Annotated in this window: 16 protein-coding genes; 7 read left to right on the forward strand and 9 right to left on the reverse strand. The window is 71.1% G+C overall.

The features are described 5' to 3' along the window. Window positions 1-68: 68 nt before the first annotated feature. Entirely contained in the window at window positions 69-1232 is a 1164-nt protein-coding gene (locus Q3W71_RS20355) for a low temperature requirement protein A (RefSeq protein WP_302920936.1), read from the forward strand. Between the two features lie 77 nt (window positions 1233-1309). Here the strand turns inward: Q3W71_RS20355 and Q3W71_RS20360 are convergent, their stop codons facing one another. Beyond that, a complete protein-coding gene (locus tag Q3W71_RS20360; RefSeq protein WP_302920937.1) occupies window positions 1310-1888 on the reverse strand; it encodes a TetR/AcrR family transcriptional regulator in 579 nt (192 codons plus the stop codon). Between the two features lie 136 nt (window positions 1889-2024). Between Q3W71_RS20360 and Q3W71_RS20365 the strand changes: the two genes are divergently transcribed. Continuing rightward, window positions 2025-3602, forward strand: a complete 1578-nt coding sequence (locus Q3W71_RS20365) for a carboxylesterase/lipase family protein (RefSeq protein ID WP_302920938.1) — start codon at window positions 2025-2027, stop codon at window positions 3600-3602. 61 nt (window positions 3603-3663) lie between these two features. Here the strand turns inward: Q3W71_RS20365 and Q3W71_RS20370 are convergent, their stop codons facing one another. Beyond that, on the reverse strand, window positions 3664-4551 hold the full coding sequence (locus tag Q3W71_RS20370; protein ID WP_302920939.1) for an SdrD B-like domain-containing protein: 888 nt from the start codon (window positions 4549-4551) through the stop codon (window positions 3664-3666). Window positions 4552-4692: 141 nt separating this feature from the next. Here Q3W71_RS20370 and Q3W71_RS20375 point away from each other — a divergent pair, with 141 nt between their 5' ends. After that, window positions 4693-5517 (forward strand): DinB family protein, encoded by an 825-nt coding sequence (locus tag Q3W71_RS20375; RefSeq protein WP_302920940.1) that lies wholly within the window; start codon window positions 4693-4695, stop codon window positions 5515-5517. Between the two features lie 7 nt (window positions 5518-5524). On the opposite strand, the gene Q3W71_RS20380 is transcribed toward Q3W71_RS20375, so the two are convergent. Next, entirely contained in the window at window positions 5525-5812 is a 288-nt protein-coding gene (locus tag Q3W71_RS20380; RefSeq protein WP_302920941.1) for a DUF1905 domain-containing protein, read from the reverse strand. A 108-nt stretch (window positions 5813-5920) separates the two neighbouring features. Between Q3W71_RS20380 and Q3W71_RS20385 the strand changes: the two genes are divergently transcribed. Further along, window positions 5921-7501 carry a serine/threonine-protein kinase gene (locus Q3W71_RS20385; RefSeq protein ID WP_302920942.1) on the forward strand — a complete coding sequence of 527 codons (1581 nt, stop codon included), beginning with the start codon at window positions 5921-5923 and terminating at the stop codon, window positions 7499-7501. Here the strand turns inward: Q3W71_RS20385 and Q3W71_RS20390 are convergent. Next, the gene (locus Q3W71_RS20390; RefSeq protein WP_302920943.1) at window positions 7498-7779 is read right to left on the reverse strand and encodes a helix-turn-helix domain-containing protein; all 282 of its coding nucleotides are present in this window, start codon (window positions 7777-7779) and stop codon (window positions 7498-7500) included. The two genes, Q3W71_RS20385 and Q3W71_RS20390, sit on opposite strands and share 4 nt — an antisense overlap. A gap of 89 nt (window positions 7780-7868) precedes the next feature. Here Q3W71_RS20390 and map point away from each other — a divergent pair, with 89 nt between their 5' ends. After that, a complete protein-coding gene (gene map, locus Q3W71_RS20395; protein WP_302920944.1) occupies window positions 7869-8687 on the forward strand; it encodes a type I methionyl aminopeptidase in 819 nt (272 codons plus the stop codon). Window positions 8688-9093: 406 nt separating this feature from the next. Further along, complete coding sequence (locus tag Q3W71_RS20400) at window positions 9094-10014, forward strand: tetratricopeptide repeat protein (protein WP_302920945.1); 921 nt, start codon at window positions 9094-9096, stop codon at window positions 10012-10014. Between the two features lie 464 nt (window positions 10015-10478). Here Q3W71_RS20400 and Q3W71_RS20405 read toward each other — a convergent pair whose 3' ends face one another. Together Q3W71_RS20405 and Q3W71_RS20410 are read right to left on the reverse strand one after the other, a co-directional pair. Next, window positions 10479-10652 carry a hypothetical protein gene (locus Q3W71_RS20405; protein WP_167435514.1) on the reverse strand — a complete coding sequence of 58 codons (174 nt, stop codon included), beginning with the start codon at window positions 10650-10652 and terminating at the stop codon, window positions 10479-10481. Continuing rightward, window positions 10649-10867, reverse strand: coding sequence for a flavin reductase (locus Q3W71_RS20410; protein WP_302920946.1), 219 nt, complete (start codon window positions 10865-10867; stop codon window positions 10649-10651). Before Q3W71_RS20410 ends, Q3W71_RS20405 begins: the two co-directional genes overlap by 4 nt. 373 nt (window positions 10868-11240) lie before the next feature. Here Q3W71_RS20410 and Q3W71_RS20415 point away from each other — a divergent pair, with 373 nt between their 5' ends. Continuing rightward, window positions 11241-11642: a winged helix-turn-helix domain-containing protein gene (locus Q3W71_RS20415; protein WP_069088172.1), complete on the forward strand. Its 402-nt coding sequence runs from the start codon at window positions 11241-11243 to the stop codon at window positions 11640-11642. A gap of 315 nt (window positions 11643-11957) precedes the next feature. On the opposite strand, the gene Q3W71_RS20420 is transcribed toward Q3W71_RS20415, so the two are convergent. From Q3W71_RS20420 to Q3W71_RS20430, 3 genes are all read right to left on the reverse strand, one after another. After that, window positions 11958-12182: a hypothetical protein gene (locus tag Q3W71_RS20420; RefSeq protein WP_302920947.1), complete on the reverse strand. Its 225-nt coding sequence runs from the start codon at window positions 12180-12182 to the stop codon at window positions 11958-11960. Window positions 12183-12269: 87 nt separating this feature from the next. Continuing rightward, window positions 12270-12731: a hypothetical protein gene (locus tag Q3W71_RS20425; RefSeq protein WP_302920948.1), complete on the reverse strand. Its 462-nt coding sequence runs from the start codon at window positions 12729-12731 to the stop codon at window positions 12270-12272. 703 nt (window positions 12732-13434) lie between these two features. Beyond that, on the reverse strand, window positions 13435-13923 hold the full coding sequence (locus Q3W71_RS20430; RefSeq protein ID WP_302920949.1) for a hypothetical protein: 489 nt from the start codon (window positions 13921-13923) through the stop codon (window positions 13435-13437). Between the last annotated feature and the right edge of the window lie 507 nt (window positions 13924-14430).

Genomic DNA, 14430 nt, shown 5'->3' on the forward strand with positions numbered 1-14430 from the left:
GCCTCCGGCGATGGCAGACCGCCGAAAATGGTACGAATTGGGCAGGTCATCCGCCGGGAGGAGCGCCGATGGAGAGCAGGTCCGAGCGGCTGCTCCGCCGGCGCCAGGACCCGATGCGCACCTCGTTCCTGGAACTCCTCTTCGACCTGTCGTTCGTCCTCGCGCTCAACCAACTCTCCAACGTCCTGTCGGCGGACCTGACCGTCGTCGGCGCGCTGCGGACGATGCTGCTGCTGGCCCCGATCTTCTGGATCTGGTTGACCATCACCTGGTCCACCGACTGGTACGACCCCGGCACCGGCGCGGTGCGCGCGCTGCTGGTCGGCTCGGCGTTGGGCAGCCTGCTGATGGGGGCGGCCGTCCCCGAGGCGCTGGACGGGCGCGCCCTCATGTTCGCCGGGGCGTACGTCGCGATCCACCTCGGTCGCGGGCTGATCATCGGCGCCGCGCTGCGCGGTCACCCGCTGCGCCGACGGACCCTGCGGGTGCTCGTCTGGTACGGCGCGACCAGCGTGCCCTGGCTGGTCGGGGCGTTCGTGCCGGCGGTGCGGGCACCGCTCTGGCTCCTCGCGCTGGCGGTCGACTTCGTCGGACCCCGGCTCGGCTGGCCCACTCCCCGGCTCGGCCGCACCGGGCAGGACGAGTTGCGCCTCAGCGGGCGGCACCTCACCGAGCGCTTCCAGCAGATCTTCATCATCTCGCTGGGCGAGCTGGTGCTGTCCGCCGGCCTGTCGTACGTCGAGACCGCCCCCGACCCCGGCGCGACCGCCGCGTTCCTGTTGGGCTTCGCCGTGGCCGTGCTGATCGGTCTGCTCTACGTGACACCCGCGGGGGTGGCTCTCGGCCCGGCCATCGACCGTGCCGCCCCGTCCCGGTTCGCCGTCACCGTGGGGTACCTGCACATCGTGATGATCGCCGGGGTGGTGGCCACCGCGGTCGGTATCGAGTTGGCCATCGCCCACCCGACCGCACCGGCCGGGATGGGCGCGGTCGTGGTGACCGGCACCGGCCCCACCCTCTTCCTGGCCGGGCGGATGCTGCTCTCCGCGGCGATCCACCGCCGGTTCTCCTGGCCGCAGTTGGCCGCCCTGCTCGCGATGCCCGCCGTGGCGGTGGCGACGCTGGATCGGCCGCTGCTGGTGCTCGCCGCGGCCACCACGTCGGTGCTGTTCCTGGCCGCGGCCCTGGACCACACCGGCTTCTTCGCGCCACGCTCGACCGGGCAGGACTGACCGCGCGACCGCCAGCCCGGCACCGGATCGCGGGCCCGGCACCTCCGCGTTGGCCGGTCCGGCAGTCCCGCCGGGCGCTACCCGACGATCTTTCCCAGGGCGCGCAGCCCGGCGACCACGTCGGCCCCGGTGGGGGCGTTCCCGGGGTCGGCGAGGGCCTGCATGATCACGCCGGACATCAGCGCGAGCTGCACCATGCCGAGGGTGCGGACGGTCCGGTCCGGCACCTCCGCCTCCGGGACGCTGGCCAGGATCGCGGCCATGCCGCTGCGCCCCTGCCGCATCCCGTCGGCGAGCTGCGGCAGCAGGTCCGGTTGCCGTTGGGCCTGCATGAACAGCTCGACCGAGGTGAGCCAGAGCTTCGGGTGCGCCCGAGCCTGCGCGAGCAGGTCGTCCCACATCCGCTCGTACGCCTGCTCGGGGCTGAGGTCGGGTGCGTCGGCGGGGACCAGGGCCCGGCCGGCGAGGTCGCCCCACTCGTCCAGCAGCGAGAAGAGCGCCTGGAACAGCAGGTTCTCCCGGGAGCCGAAGTGGTAGCCGATCGCCGCCATGCTCACACCCGCCGTGGTGGCGATGTCGCGCACGCTCGTGCGGTCGAAGCCCTTTTCCAGCAGGCAGGCCCTGGCCCCGGCGAGCAGGGCTTCCCGATTCCCCATGGGCGGCAGGGTAGCACCTTTTTGCGCGACCGATTGAGGCGAGCGCCTGAGGCGTACGCCTTGTGCGATCGCCCAAATCTGCTCTACGGTTCTCGGCACGACCACTCCGGTCCCGACGATCGACAGGAGAACCGCCATGCAGACCCCTCCCCGACGCCGGAGGCGGATCCTCGCCGGCCTGGCGCTGGCCACGCTGACCGCGCTCACCGCCGGAACGGCCGTGCCGGCGGTCGCCGGTCGCGGCGACCCCGCGGTCGTCGGCACCGACCGGGGCGCGGTCCGCGGCACGGTCACCGCCGACCTGCGGTCCTTCCAGGGCATCCCGTACGCGGCGCCGCCGCAGCGCTTCACCTCCCCGGCGCCCGCGCCGGCCTGGTCCGGGGTACGCGACGCCACCCGCCCCGGCCCGGCCTGCGCCCAGCCGGTCGGCCTGCCCATCGGGGTGCCCGGCGAGGCCGAGGACTGCCTCTACCTGAACGTCACCACGCCCGGCCGGAAGGGTGACGACCTGCCGGTCATCGTGTGGATCCACGGTGGCAGCCTGATGTTCGGCACCGGCGACATGTACCGGCCGGACCGGCTCGCCGCCGACGCCGTGGTGGTCTCGATGAACTACCGCCTCGGCGTGCTGTCGTTCCTCACCCACCCGGCGCTCGACGCCGGCTCCCCGTACGGCTCGGGCAGCCTCGCCCTCGAAGACCAGCAGGCCGCGCTGCGCTGGGTGCGGGCGAACATCGCGGCCTTCGGTGGCGACCCGGGCAACGTCACGATCATGGGCCAGTCCGGTGGCGGGTACGCGGTCTGCGACCACCTCGCCTCACCGATGTCGGCGGGCCTGTTCCACCAGGCGATCATCCAGAGTGCCCCCTGCGCGACGGGCGGCTCCCGCACCCGGGCGGAGGCGGAGGCGGACAGCGCCGGCGTGATCAGGACCGTCGGGTGCGCCGACGCCGCCGACCTGGCCGGGTGCCTGCGGTCGTCCGGGACAACGGTCGCCGAGTTGCTGGCGGCGTACGGCCCGTGGGGCGAGCCGCGGCCGGTGTCCGGTACGCCGCTGCTGCCGCTCAGCCCGGCCGAGGCGTTCCGCACCGGCCGGTTCAACCGGGTCCCCGTCCTGGTCGGGGTGAACCACGACGAGGAGAACGGCAGGTACGCCGGCCTGGAGGTCAACCCGGGCGGAAGCCCGATCCCGGCCGAGGCGTACGAGTCGACGGTCCGCGAGCAGTACCCCGCCGACGCCGACGCGATCCTGGCCCGGTACCCGCTGTCGGCGTACGGCAACTCGGCGGGTCTGGCCCTGTCCACCATCGGGACCGATCGGAACTGGGCCAAGCCGACCTACGACACCGCGAAGCTGCTGTCGGCCTGGACGCGGACCTACATGTTCGAGTTCGCCGAGCAGGAGACGCCCTGGTTCGTCGGCTACGACCTGCCCAGCTTCCCGTGGCGAGCCCAGCACATGGCCGAGCTGGCGTACCTGTTCGACCTGGACCTCTTCGTGCCGCGGACCCGGCAGCAGGACCGGCTCGCCGACCGGATGATCGGCGCCTGGACGCGGTTCGCCGGGGACGGCGACCCGAACGGCGGGCGGGACGGCGGCTGGCAACGGTTCACCGAGCGCCGCCCGCATGTCCAGTCGCTCACCTCGGGCCGCTGGCAGCCGACCGAGTTCGTCCGCGACCACGGGTACGCGTTCTGGTCCCGGCTGGGCTGAGCGCCGACGGGAAGCGGTCCCGGTGCACGCGCACCGGGACCGCTTCCGCGTGCGGGCCCGGTCAGCTCCGGGTGACCAGGCCGGCGTCGACGACGTACTCGCCGCCGTGCACCGCTTCGAACTCACCGCTGGCGGTGAGCAGGACCGGGTCCCACTGGTAGGTGCTCACCAGGTCCGAGTCGGTGGCGTCGTCACCCACGTTGGCGGCCGTGCGGTCGTAGCTGCTCGCGGCCTCCAGCCAGACCTGGTAGAGCAGTTCGGTACGGGTGGTCAGCGACCAGGTGCCGTCCGGGTTGACGGTGGCGGAGCCGCCGCCGACGGCCTGACCCTGCCGGGCGCCGACCCGCACGCTGAGCACGCCGTCCGGGCCGGGGGCGATGCCCGGCTCGCCCTCGTCGCGCTGGCCGTCCCGGTCCAGGTCGTGCCAGACGACGCCGCGTACCACGCAGCTGCCGGAGATCGCCACGGTCACCGAGGTCGTGTTGTTCTCGGTGCTGATCTCCTTGCGCTGCGGGGCGATCGTCGCGGTGATCGCCGGCCGGGAACCCGGCTCCGCGCCGGCCACCACCAACGGCAGCCAGAGCCGCGGTGCCCAGCCGGGCGCCACCGCCGGGTGGGCGCAGGTGTAGCTCGTCTCGCTGGCCACCGCACAGGTCCACTCGCCGTCGGTCGGGGTGAGCTCGGTGGTCCGTAGCCCGGCCGGCACCGAGACGGTGAGGCTGACCGGCCCCGACTCGCCGGTGCCGCCGTTGTAGGCGTCGACGTGGACGCGGAAGGTCTCGCCCTCCGCCGGGTTCACGACGTCGGTCATCATCAGCTCGACGAAGAGGTCGGGCTGGAGGCGTCCGGCCGCCACCGCGTCGGCCGGAAGCAGTGTCGCCGAGGCGCCGGCCAGCGCCACGGCGGCCAGCGAGCTGGCGAGGGTACGTCGGATCGAACGGGATCGCATGGCGTCCTCACGTCGCAGGATCGGCCGCACCAGGGAGCGGCGGCCGAGGTGGAGATCGACTCTCCTCCATCCATCCGGCGTTTTCGATGCCTTTGGCGTTACGTCCCCACTGATGTCCCACCCCCCGGACACAATGGCGCGATGGCAGCAGAGCACGCCGACACCGACGCGTTCCGGGGCGCGACCTTCCGGCACGCCGACCTGGCCGGGGCCGCGTTCCGCAACGTCGACCTGGCCGGCGCCACGTTCCACAGCGTCGATCTGGCCGGCGCGACGGTCCGCGACAGCAACCTGAGCGGGGTCAGGATCGTCGCCTCGGCGATCAGCGACCTGCGGGTCTCCCGGCACGCCGGGCGGGGCACGGTGGTCGTCGACGACGTCGACGTCACCGCGTACGTGGCGGCCGAGCTGGACCGGCGGCACCCGGAGCGGGTGCGGCTGCGCGCGGTGCGCACCGCCGACGACGTCCGCGCGATGTGGGACACCCTCGAACGCCTCTGGGCGGAGACCCTCGCCCGGGCCGAGCGGCTGCCCGAGGCCGCGCTGCACGAGCGGGTCGACGACGAGTGGTCCTTCGTCGAGACGCTGCGCCACCTCGTCTTCGCCACCGACGTGTGGGTGGGGCGCGTGATCCGCGGCGAGCCGACCCCGTACCACCGGCTCGGCCTGCCGCCCACCGACACCTCGCCGGCCGGCGCCGCCGAACTCGGCATCGACCTCGCCGCCCGCCCCGCGTACGCCGAGGTGGTGGCGGTCTTCGCCGACCGCCGGCGGCGGGTGCGCGAGGTCGTCGCGGCGGTCACCGACGCGGAGCTGGCGGAGATGCGTACCGCCGAGCTGACGCCGGAGTGGGGCGTGGAGTCGCATCCGGTCGGCGAGTGCCTCCGGGTGGTGCTGGAGGAACACTGCGAGCACCGCCGCTTCGCGGTGCGCGACCTCGCCGTGCTGGAGGCGCGCGGGGCGTGACGCCGGCTCAGTCCGCGACCGTCAGCCGGACGGTCACGGTGTCGCCCACCTCGAGGTCCTCGTCCCTGCGCACCCGCGTCTTCACCGGTACGACGTAGCCCCCGTCCTTGGGCCACAGCGAGGTCTGCCACTCGCTCGCCCCGATGCGGACGGTCACCGGGATCATGCCCCAGCCGTAGCTGACCTGCGCGGAGGTGGCCGCCAGCTCCCGGCACTCCGGTGCCGGGACGCTGACGAAGTGCCAGGGTGCCGGGCCCCGCCAGAACCAGATCTCCCCGTCGAACTCCAGCTCCATCGCCGCAGGATACGGAGATCGGGGCCCGGGGCAAGACCCGGCCGACGGGCGTCCTCGCCGGAGGAGCGGCTGTTTTGCCCGGTGCCGGTATGGGCATCGCTACCAGGTATGGAGACCGGGGAGCTGCTCAACGGTCGGTACCGGCTGGTGGATCGCCTGGGCGCGGGTGGCATGTCGGTGGTGTGGCGCGCCCATGACGAGGTGCTCGGCCGGGACGTGGCGGTCAAGATGCTGTCGACCAGCCTGGCCGCCGACCCGCACCTGCTGCGACGCGTCCGGCTGGAGGCGCGGTCGGCCGCGCGGCTGCGCCACCCCAACATCGTCGAGGTGTACGACTACGGCGAGACGACCGACGCCGGCGGGCGCCGACTGCCCTACGTGGTGATGGAGCTGGTCGAGGGCCGCTCGCTGGCGCAGCTGCTGACCGGTGGTGCCCTGCCGTGGCGGGTGGCCGTGCTGACCTGCGCGCAGGTCGCCGCCGCCCTGGCGGCGGCCCATGACCGCGGCATCGTGCACCGTGACGTCAAACCCGCCAACGTGATGGTGACGGCGGCCGGGGTGAAGCTGGTCGACTTCGGAGTCTCCGCCGCGTCCGGTGACGCGGACGGCCCGGCCGGTCCGCTGCTCGGCACGCCGGCCTACCTGGCTCCCGAGCGGCTCAGTGCCGGGGTGGTCCAGCCGGCGACCGACGTGTACGCGCTCGGCCTGCTGCTGTACCGGGCGCTGGCCGGGACCCTGCCCTGGCGCGCCTCGACCACCACCCAGATGCTGACCGCACACCGCTACCAGGAGCCAGCCGTCCTGCCACCGGTCGACGACCTCCCGCCCGAGGTGGCCGAGCTGTGCCGGAGCTGCCTGGACAAGGACCCCGGCCAGCGCCCCGGCGCGGCCGAGCTGGCCCGACGGCTGGGCGGGATCGCCGGCCTCCCGCCCGCCACCCTCGTCGTACCCGACCGGGACGTCGCCGGCGGGACGGGGCTCGCCGAGGCGGCGGCACCGCTCGGGTCCGCCCGGGCCACCGACCTGACCAGGGTCGCCGTCGGGCTGCTGACCGCACCCCCGCACCAGGCGCTCCGGGCGCGCTGGCACGGACTGTCGGCGCACGCGCGTCGGCAGGTGGTGGCGGTCGGCGTGGTCGCCCTGCTGGCGCTGACCACGGCCGGCGCCAGTTGGGTGGTCGCGGCATCCGGCCGGGACGACGAGCCGTCCCGGGTCGCGACGCCCGCCGCCGTCACCGGTATGGGCGAGCGGAAGCCGGAATGCAGCGTCCGCTACACCGTCCGGGGCGCCGTCAACGGCCGTTTCTCCAGCGCTGTCAGCGTCTCCAACACCGGCACCACGCCCATCGACGACTGGCAGTTGACCTTCGACCTGCCCGGCGAGCAACGGCTGCTGTCGGGCTCACCTGGCACGTGGCGGCAGACCGGCCGCTCCGTGCAGGTACGCGGCGGCGACCTGCCGGCCAAGAAGTCCTTCGCCGGCCGCTTCGACGGCACCTACCGGGGCGTGAACGCCCTGCCCACCGCGGTCACGCTCAACGGCACCCGGTGCCAGCTGACGTTCTCCGTCGCCGGCCAGACCACCCGCCCCGACCCGCCGGAAGACAAGGGCAGGGACGACAAGGGCAAGAAGAAGGACGAAGGAAAGAAGGACGACGAGAAGAAGGACGAGGAGAAGGACGACGACTAGGCGGCGCCACGCCTGGGGGTGACCGGGACGGGGAGGTCGGCCAGCCAGACATCGGCCAGGTCGCTGAGGGGAACGTCGAGGGCCTGGCTGAGGCAGACCACGGTGCCGAACGCCGGGGCGGGAAGGCGGCCCGCCTCGATCTTGCGCAGCGTCTCGGGGGAGATGCCGGCCGCCACGGCCACCTCGACGAGGCTGCGGCCGGCGCGCGCGGCCCGGAGGGCGGCTCCGAGGCGCTGGCCCGCTGCGATCTGTTCGGCGGTGAGTGGTTGGCGAACCATGCGAGCAGGATATCCCTCCGGAGCGCCCCGACCTGGCGTGGTATAAAAATAACGGTATAACAATACCGCATCCGGAGGGGGAGACTGTCGTGATCGAGCTCAAGTCCGCCGAGGAGATCGGCCGGATGGCGGTGGCCGGCCAGTTCGTCGGTGAGCTGCTCGCCGAGCTGAGCGGTGTCGCCGCGGTCGGCGTCAACCTGATGGATATCGAACACCACGCCCGCCGCCGGATCGCCGAACGCGGCGCCGAATCCTGCTACTGGGACTACGCCCCGTCGTTCGGCCGCGGCCCGTTCCGCAACGTGCTGTGCCTGTCGGTCAACGACGCGGTGCTGCACGGCCTGCCGCACGACTACGTTCTGCGCGACGGTGACCTGCTCAGCATCGACATGGCGGTCGGGATCGACGGCTGGGTCGCCGACTCCGCGCTCTCCGTCATCGTCGGCACCGGCGACCCGGCCGATGAGAAGCTGATCGAGGCCACCGAGGTCGCACTGGAAACCGGTATCGCCGCCGCCCAGCCCGGCGGCCGCCTCGGCGACATCTCGGCCGCGATCGGCGAGGTCGCCCGCTCCTACGGCTACGGCGTCAACGCCGAGTTCGGCGGCCACGGCATCGGCCGCACCATGCACGAGGCCCCGCACGTCGCCAACACCGGTCGCGCCGGCCGTGGCCTGAAACTCCACCCGGGCCTCACCATCGCCATCGAGCCCTGGTTCTGCCGCTCCACCGACAAGATCAGGTTCGACAGCGACGGCTGGACGATCCGCTCCGCCGACGGCTCCCGCACCGCCCACTCCGAGCACACGGTCGCCATCACGCCGTCCGGCCCCCGGGTCCTGACCCGCCGCCCGGCTCCCGACGGCAGCTCGGCCGATCCCACCAGGAAGCCCGCCACCGCCGCCTGACCCACTGCCCGCTCCAATTGGGACTCGGGGCGCTATCAGGAGCTCTTCGCCAGCCTGGCAAACACCGTCCTAGAGGATTCCTGGGTCCTGAGCGTTGAGGCCGCGCTGACCCGGCTGATCTTCACGCTTGAGCTGGTTCTGGCACCGGCCCACCCCCGGCTACAGTCGGCCGGTACCTGGCGAGGCTCGCTGCTGCCGCAGGGGCAGGCTCGTGGTGGAGAGCGATGCGGCCGTGTTTCTTCGCAGGTCCGCACTTCCGCCGGCCGTCGACACGGCCCGCGAAGTCGACTACGGCCACATGGACCAATCGGTATCAGGACCTGCGTGACACTCCCGTCTTCATCGGGGTCGCGGACGTCGGTGATACTTCGTTGCCCGCTAATCATGGGGGACAAGGAGCAGCCGCATGGAGTCCCAGTCCAGAAACCTCGACGACGCCGTCGCACGTGCGCGTGAGCTGGTTCTGGCCAAGCAGTATGAGCCTGCCATTTCGCTGCTGCGCGCGTATCTGACGACGCATCCGGAGGACGCCGTTGCGTGGCGCCGCCTCGCCGGGGCGTTGATCGGGGCCGGCGACCATGCCGCTGCGGTCGATGCGGCCGGCCGAGCAATCGAAGTCAGCCCCGAGGACGTAGCGGCGCACCGCCACCGGGCGCTGGCTCATTCCCTGCTCGCCCGGCATCGGGCGTCGTATTCCGACGCGAAGCGCGCGGTGGAGCTCGCACCTGATGATCATGAGGCTCTGGCCCTGCTCGCCCTGAACGTCCTCTACGTCGATCGCGACGTGGCCCGGTTCAAGGAGCTGTTCCGGCGAGCGCTCACCCTGAATTCGAGCAGCGCCCCGGCGCGGTACCTCGCCGAGCAATACCGAAGGATCCGCCGCTACAGCATGACGGTCGCGGTATGGCTTGCGACCGCCCCGGCAGCGGTCGTGCTGCTGGCTTGCTGGTTCGCCGTTGACGACGCGTCGAGCGACGCTGGCTGGATCATGTGGCCTGGTCTTGTCTCCGGGGCCATCGGCTTTGTCAGCCTCCTGGTCGCGAGGCCGGCCCGTAACGCGCCGCTGATGCTCACACTGCCCCAGGCGTCCATCGCGATGGGCGTCGCCGGAGTCATCGCGGCAGGTGCGGGGTACGCCGGCACCCACGCCGTCGGAGCGGCAGCCGCCCTCAGCTTGGCCTCGGTCGCGGTATCGGGCTTCTTCTGGCTCTACCTGCTTCGCCCCGCACGGTACGGCGGCGTGCCGGAAGAGCCCACGACCGGAGGCGGATCCTCTAGCCGGAAGGGTCACACGCGTCCCGACGCTGATCTGTCACGCAAGTCCTGAAACTGGCGCGAGGCCGCTGGCTGGCCCAGGAAAGGCTCTTCCACTCCTGCGCCATTTCTTCGCCACCACGCTGATGAGTAACGGCGTGGAGCCCCAGAAGGCGCTGAGGCACGCCAACCTGCGGATCACGTTGGAGACCTACGTTCACTGGCTACCCAAGAAGGATCGGCCGCGCGGCCTGGTTGGCAACCTCCTGCGACAGGCAGAGGGCAAGCGGCAGGAACCCCCTGCCGGCCAGGAGCGGACGTGAGTTGCGCCCTGGTTGTGTCCGGATGATTTAGCCGGGCGTTTGACCAGGTCAGAGACGGTAAGTGGTGGGCCGCCAGGGACTCGAACCCTGAACCTATGGATTGCCGGCGAGCCGGCCGGATCGGGTGCGGTGCGAGGTCATCCAGCCTGCTGGCGTGCTTCTCGGCTGGGTTCGGCTGGCACGGTTGCTGTACTTCGCTGCTGTACTGCTGGCGTCAGATCAGGCGTTGGATGCGGACCTTGGGGCGCTCGTTCCTGAGGTGGCCTTGCTTGTGCTGGCGGACCTGCTCCTCCCAGACCTCCTGGTCGTAGTCCAGGTCTGGCGGGGTCCACCTGTGGGAGCCGTCGCTGTAGTGGAACTTCTCGTCGCCGGGTCGCAGGATGCTCATCGGGTCCAGCCGAGGAATCGGTGGTGCAGGTGGCCGGCGGGGACGTGGGCCAGGTCCTGGGCGGCGTCGACGAGTTGGGCGGCCAGGTAGAGGGCCAGCGACGCCGGGGCGCGTTCGTATTCGGCTCGCAGCTCGCGCCGTCGGGTCTGGCAGGGCCAGTCGGCGTCGCAGCCACCACAGGTCCAAGCCGGCGTGACTGGTAGGTGGCTCGTCATCTCGGGGTCTCCCTCGCTGCCGGCTGACCCATTGGCCGGGCACCTCGCCGGTCATCCTGTGAGGGCCAGTGGCCCCGATTGATCGGGATCCGATGCGTTCTACGGCAGGGCAGCTCGCTCCCGCATCGGCAGACCCTCCGCCATCGCTCCCATGACCAGATCGGCCGGTGCCGCCTGGCCAGGGTGAGCGCGACGGCGATCAGGTACTCCTCGTACGAGACACGAGGCACCGGGCCTCCCTCAGCTCTCGATCAAGGTCGCGGGTACCCCGCAGACCGGCTCGCAGCGTGATGCCGCAGCTCATGTCACCGTAACGACGTAGGACTGTAGATACAATAAGATGTAGAGCTGTTGGACACGTAGCGTCACTTTCGTGATCGACCCCAGTGCGGATCGCGCCGTATTCCGGCAGCTCGCAGACCTCCTGCGAGACCGGATCACGTCTGGCGACCTCGCGCCTGGGGCTTCACTGCCCAGCGAGCTGCGGTTGGCTCAGGAGTATGGGCTGAGCCGTACGAGCGTCCGACAAGCGGTAGCACTGCTCCGGTCGGAAGGGCTCGTGATCGTGGAACCGCCGCGCGGCACTTTCGTTCGAGCCGTCGAGCCGACCGAAACGGTGACTCTCCTCAAGGGCGACACCGCCACTGCTCGGATGCCTACCCCTGTCGAGCGGCGCGAGCTGGAGATGGGCGAGGGCATCCCGGTCATCGTGATCTTCCGCGCTGACGGCTCCCGCGAGCTGTACGCCGCCGACCGCATCCGCGTCGGCCGCTGACGCAACCTCGGTGACCCCAGTCGGGGGGATCCGGTTTCAGGTTGTTGGCTGCTGCCACCTGGTGGCAATCCGCGCCGACGAGCAGGTGGCCGGCCTCGTTGGCTGACGTTCGGTTCAAGTCCGCATCAGAGCTCGCGCTGCCTTCATGCTGCCTCGCTGCGTGACGCCTCGCTTACAAGTTCTGGGCGCTCCGTCCGGCGGGGTCCGTCCGCGTTCGCGACCTCGGACGGCTGTCTGCTTCCGGCCGCCGGCGGCTGCCCTTCTCTCGGCACGTTGCTGTCACCGCTGCTGTCAGCGACTTCCGCGCGAGAACGATCAGATCCGGCGTCGAGGTTCCTCCTCGGGAACGTCGCCGTACGGAAGCGAGACGCCCAAGGCTCGCCAGAGGTCGTGGAGCACCCGCCCGAGCCTTTCGCTGTCGTCACTCGACAACTGAGCGATGGGCATGCCTGCGGCCTGGTGCTCGCCGATGATGTAGATCAGGTCCGCGAGCGACGTGGCTGTCGGTCGGTCAAGGCGAAGAACAACTTCCTCAGGCATGTCCCGCACCCTACGGTCGTCAAACGGCCCAGCCACGGTGTCCGCCGAGATGCACTGCCTTGGCTCCTCGTCGACGACCTGGCGGCGCTACTCGGCGGGCTGCGCACCATCCGGCGTCACCGGCCCGTACACATGACGGCGCACGAGCTCATCCTGCTCCAGAATCATGTCGACAACCTGCCAGAACTCAGAGAGCCGAGGGTGGTTCAGCCCCTCTTCACGGCTGAGCTTGCGGCCGAAGATCGGACTGTCTCCTGCAACCTCGCCACCGTTGACGAGCGTCGCAGCAGGCGTCGGCGAGTCGGCCACTGGGCCAACCCGGCAGCCGAAGGTAATGTGATCGTCGAAGCGGTTGTGGCCCCAGCTCCCCAAGATCGCATCGATCCAGACCTCGTGAACCCCGTTGTGGTGGTAGCAACTCGCGAAGTAGACGGCTAGAGCGGTGTCACCCTCGTAGATGTTGGCCCAAGTCCGGTCTGCCGGCGTATTGCAGCATTGGCAAACGAACTTTCGTACCTGGCGACTGCTCTCGTCGATCGTGAGGTTCACGGCGCGAACACTAGTGGGTGTCAGCGACGGCCGAACACCGACTCCCTAGCGACGGCGCGACTGGTGAGGCGATGATCCAGCCAGCGAAGCCTCGCCATCCCGTCGCCGTCGACCCGCCCTTGTGGGAGCGGGCCGCCGCCGGGGCCGCCACGTCAAGACGGCCTTGACGCACGGACGAACGCTGGCGGCCTCGGCGGTGGTCTGCTCGGCTCGTCCCGGGTCGTCGGCGGTGGGATGGCCCACCGCAACCACCCACCGACCGTGACCCGCCGACGGAGCCCCGGCCATCCTGGAGCCGGAGCGCCCCCGCCGGAGGCGCAGTAACCGCGGCCCCGCGACCGCCGCCAGTTCGCCGACGCGGCCGGCGTGCGCTCCCCTACGCCGCGCCGGCTCGTGGCCGCGCGGCCCGGCCGGCTGCCGGCCCAACCTCTCACCGGTCAACACCCCTGTCGTCATGCGGCGGCCCACCGGGCTTCCCGCTGTCCGTGCCAGCCGCCGGGCGTGTTGCGTGGCCGGCGTGGAGCGACAGCGGAGCGTCGGACGCGCGCCCAGGCGGCGGCGCTTGCGGCCCGTTCAGGGCCGCCTTGATAGACGTAAGGAAACTTCTCCCACGTTGACCGACATAGTCGACGGGACAGGCCGGCAGGTCGGCCGGTAGTCGGTGCGGGGACGTGCGCGGCGCCTGATCGACGGTCGTGGACGCTCAGGGAAGCAGCCTGCTGCTTTCGATGATCCGGCGTGCTTCGGCGACCACGTCGGCGTCGACCTCGGCTGCCGTCTGGTCGCTGTACTCGATGCAGTCGTAGACGTCGTCAAGCTCCACCAAGCGCTCGGCAAGGGGTAACTGGTCGTGGCCGATGGTTCGGTGTGCCCAGAACGCGAGGTCTCTGGGTGCCATCAACCCCGCCATGACACGTCCGGCGAGGACCCTGACAGCGGCCGCCTTAGCCTCCTGACTTCCTGGCGCGTGGTAGTCCAAGCCCAACTCCCCCAGAGCAGCTTTCAGCACCTGGGGTACGTCATCGTCGGCGTTCCGGTAGGCCACTCCCGCGAGCATGCATAGACCGTCCCCCTCGAGACCTGCGACCAGTACATCGCAGGCGACGCGGACCACCTCGGCGGCCCGTACGTAGCCCACGCTCCACAGCGCAGCAACATTAGCTAGCTCTGCCAAGGCATCCTCTCGCTTCACCAACTGATCATGCGTCAGTGCTTGCTCTGCCTCCTACGGCTTTCCAACGCCAGAAGCGCAGGACCTCCCGGGTCAGGAGCCAGCAGCCCGGTGCGCCGGGGTTACGGCGGGTTGACGTGTCGGTGCCCGGTGCTACTCTGGCGCTCGTCGAGCAGGCTGGCGCGGTCTTCCTGCCGGATCGCTGGACTCGACGTCGGAGATGCTGAGCGGCCTTCCTGCCGCTGATGCGGGCCACGTCCCGCCGGCTCTCGATCGCACTGGCCGCCGTGCCGGTTTCCGGAATCCGCTGAGTGGCCCAGCACGGCCTTCGGTCGTCCACGATGGCCCGGATTCGCACATCTCCACGGGTGGGGAAGCCTGCGGCAACCCGCCGGATGCCGACTTCTCAGGCTCCCCACCCGTGCCGGCTCCACTCATCGGCTCGACGAGCGCGAAAGGACATGATCCATCGGCGGAACGTGGCACCACCACGACTCCGCCCTCCGGCGTCAGCCGCCCTCTCGGCGG

The sequence above is a fragment of the Micromonospora sp. C28SCA-DRY-2 genome (assembly GCF_030519475.1).
In the GTDB taxonomy this organism is placed as follows: domain Bacteria; phylum Actinomycetota; class Actinomycetes; order Mycobacteriales; family Micromonosporaceae; genus Micromonospora.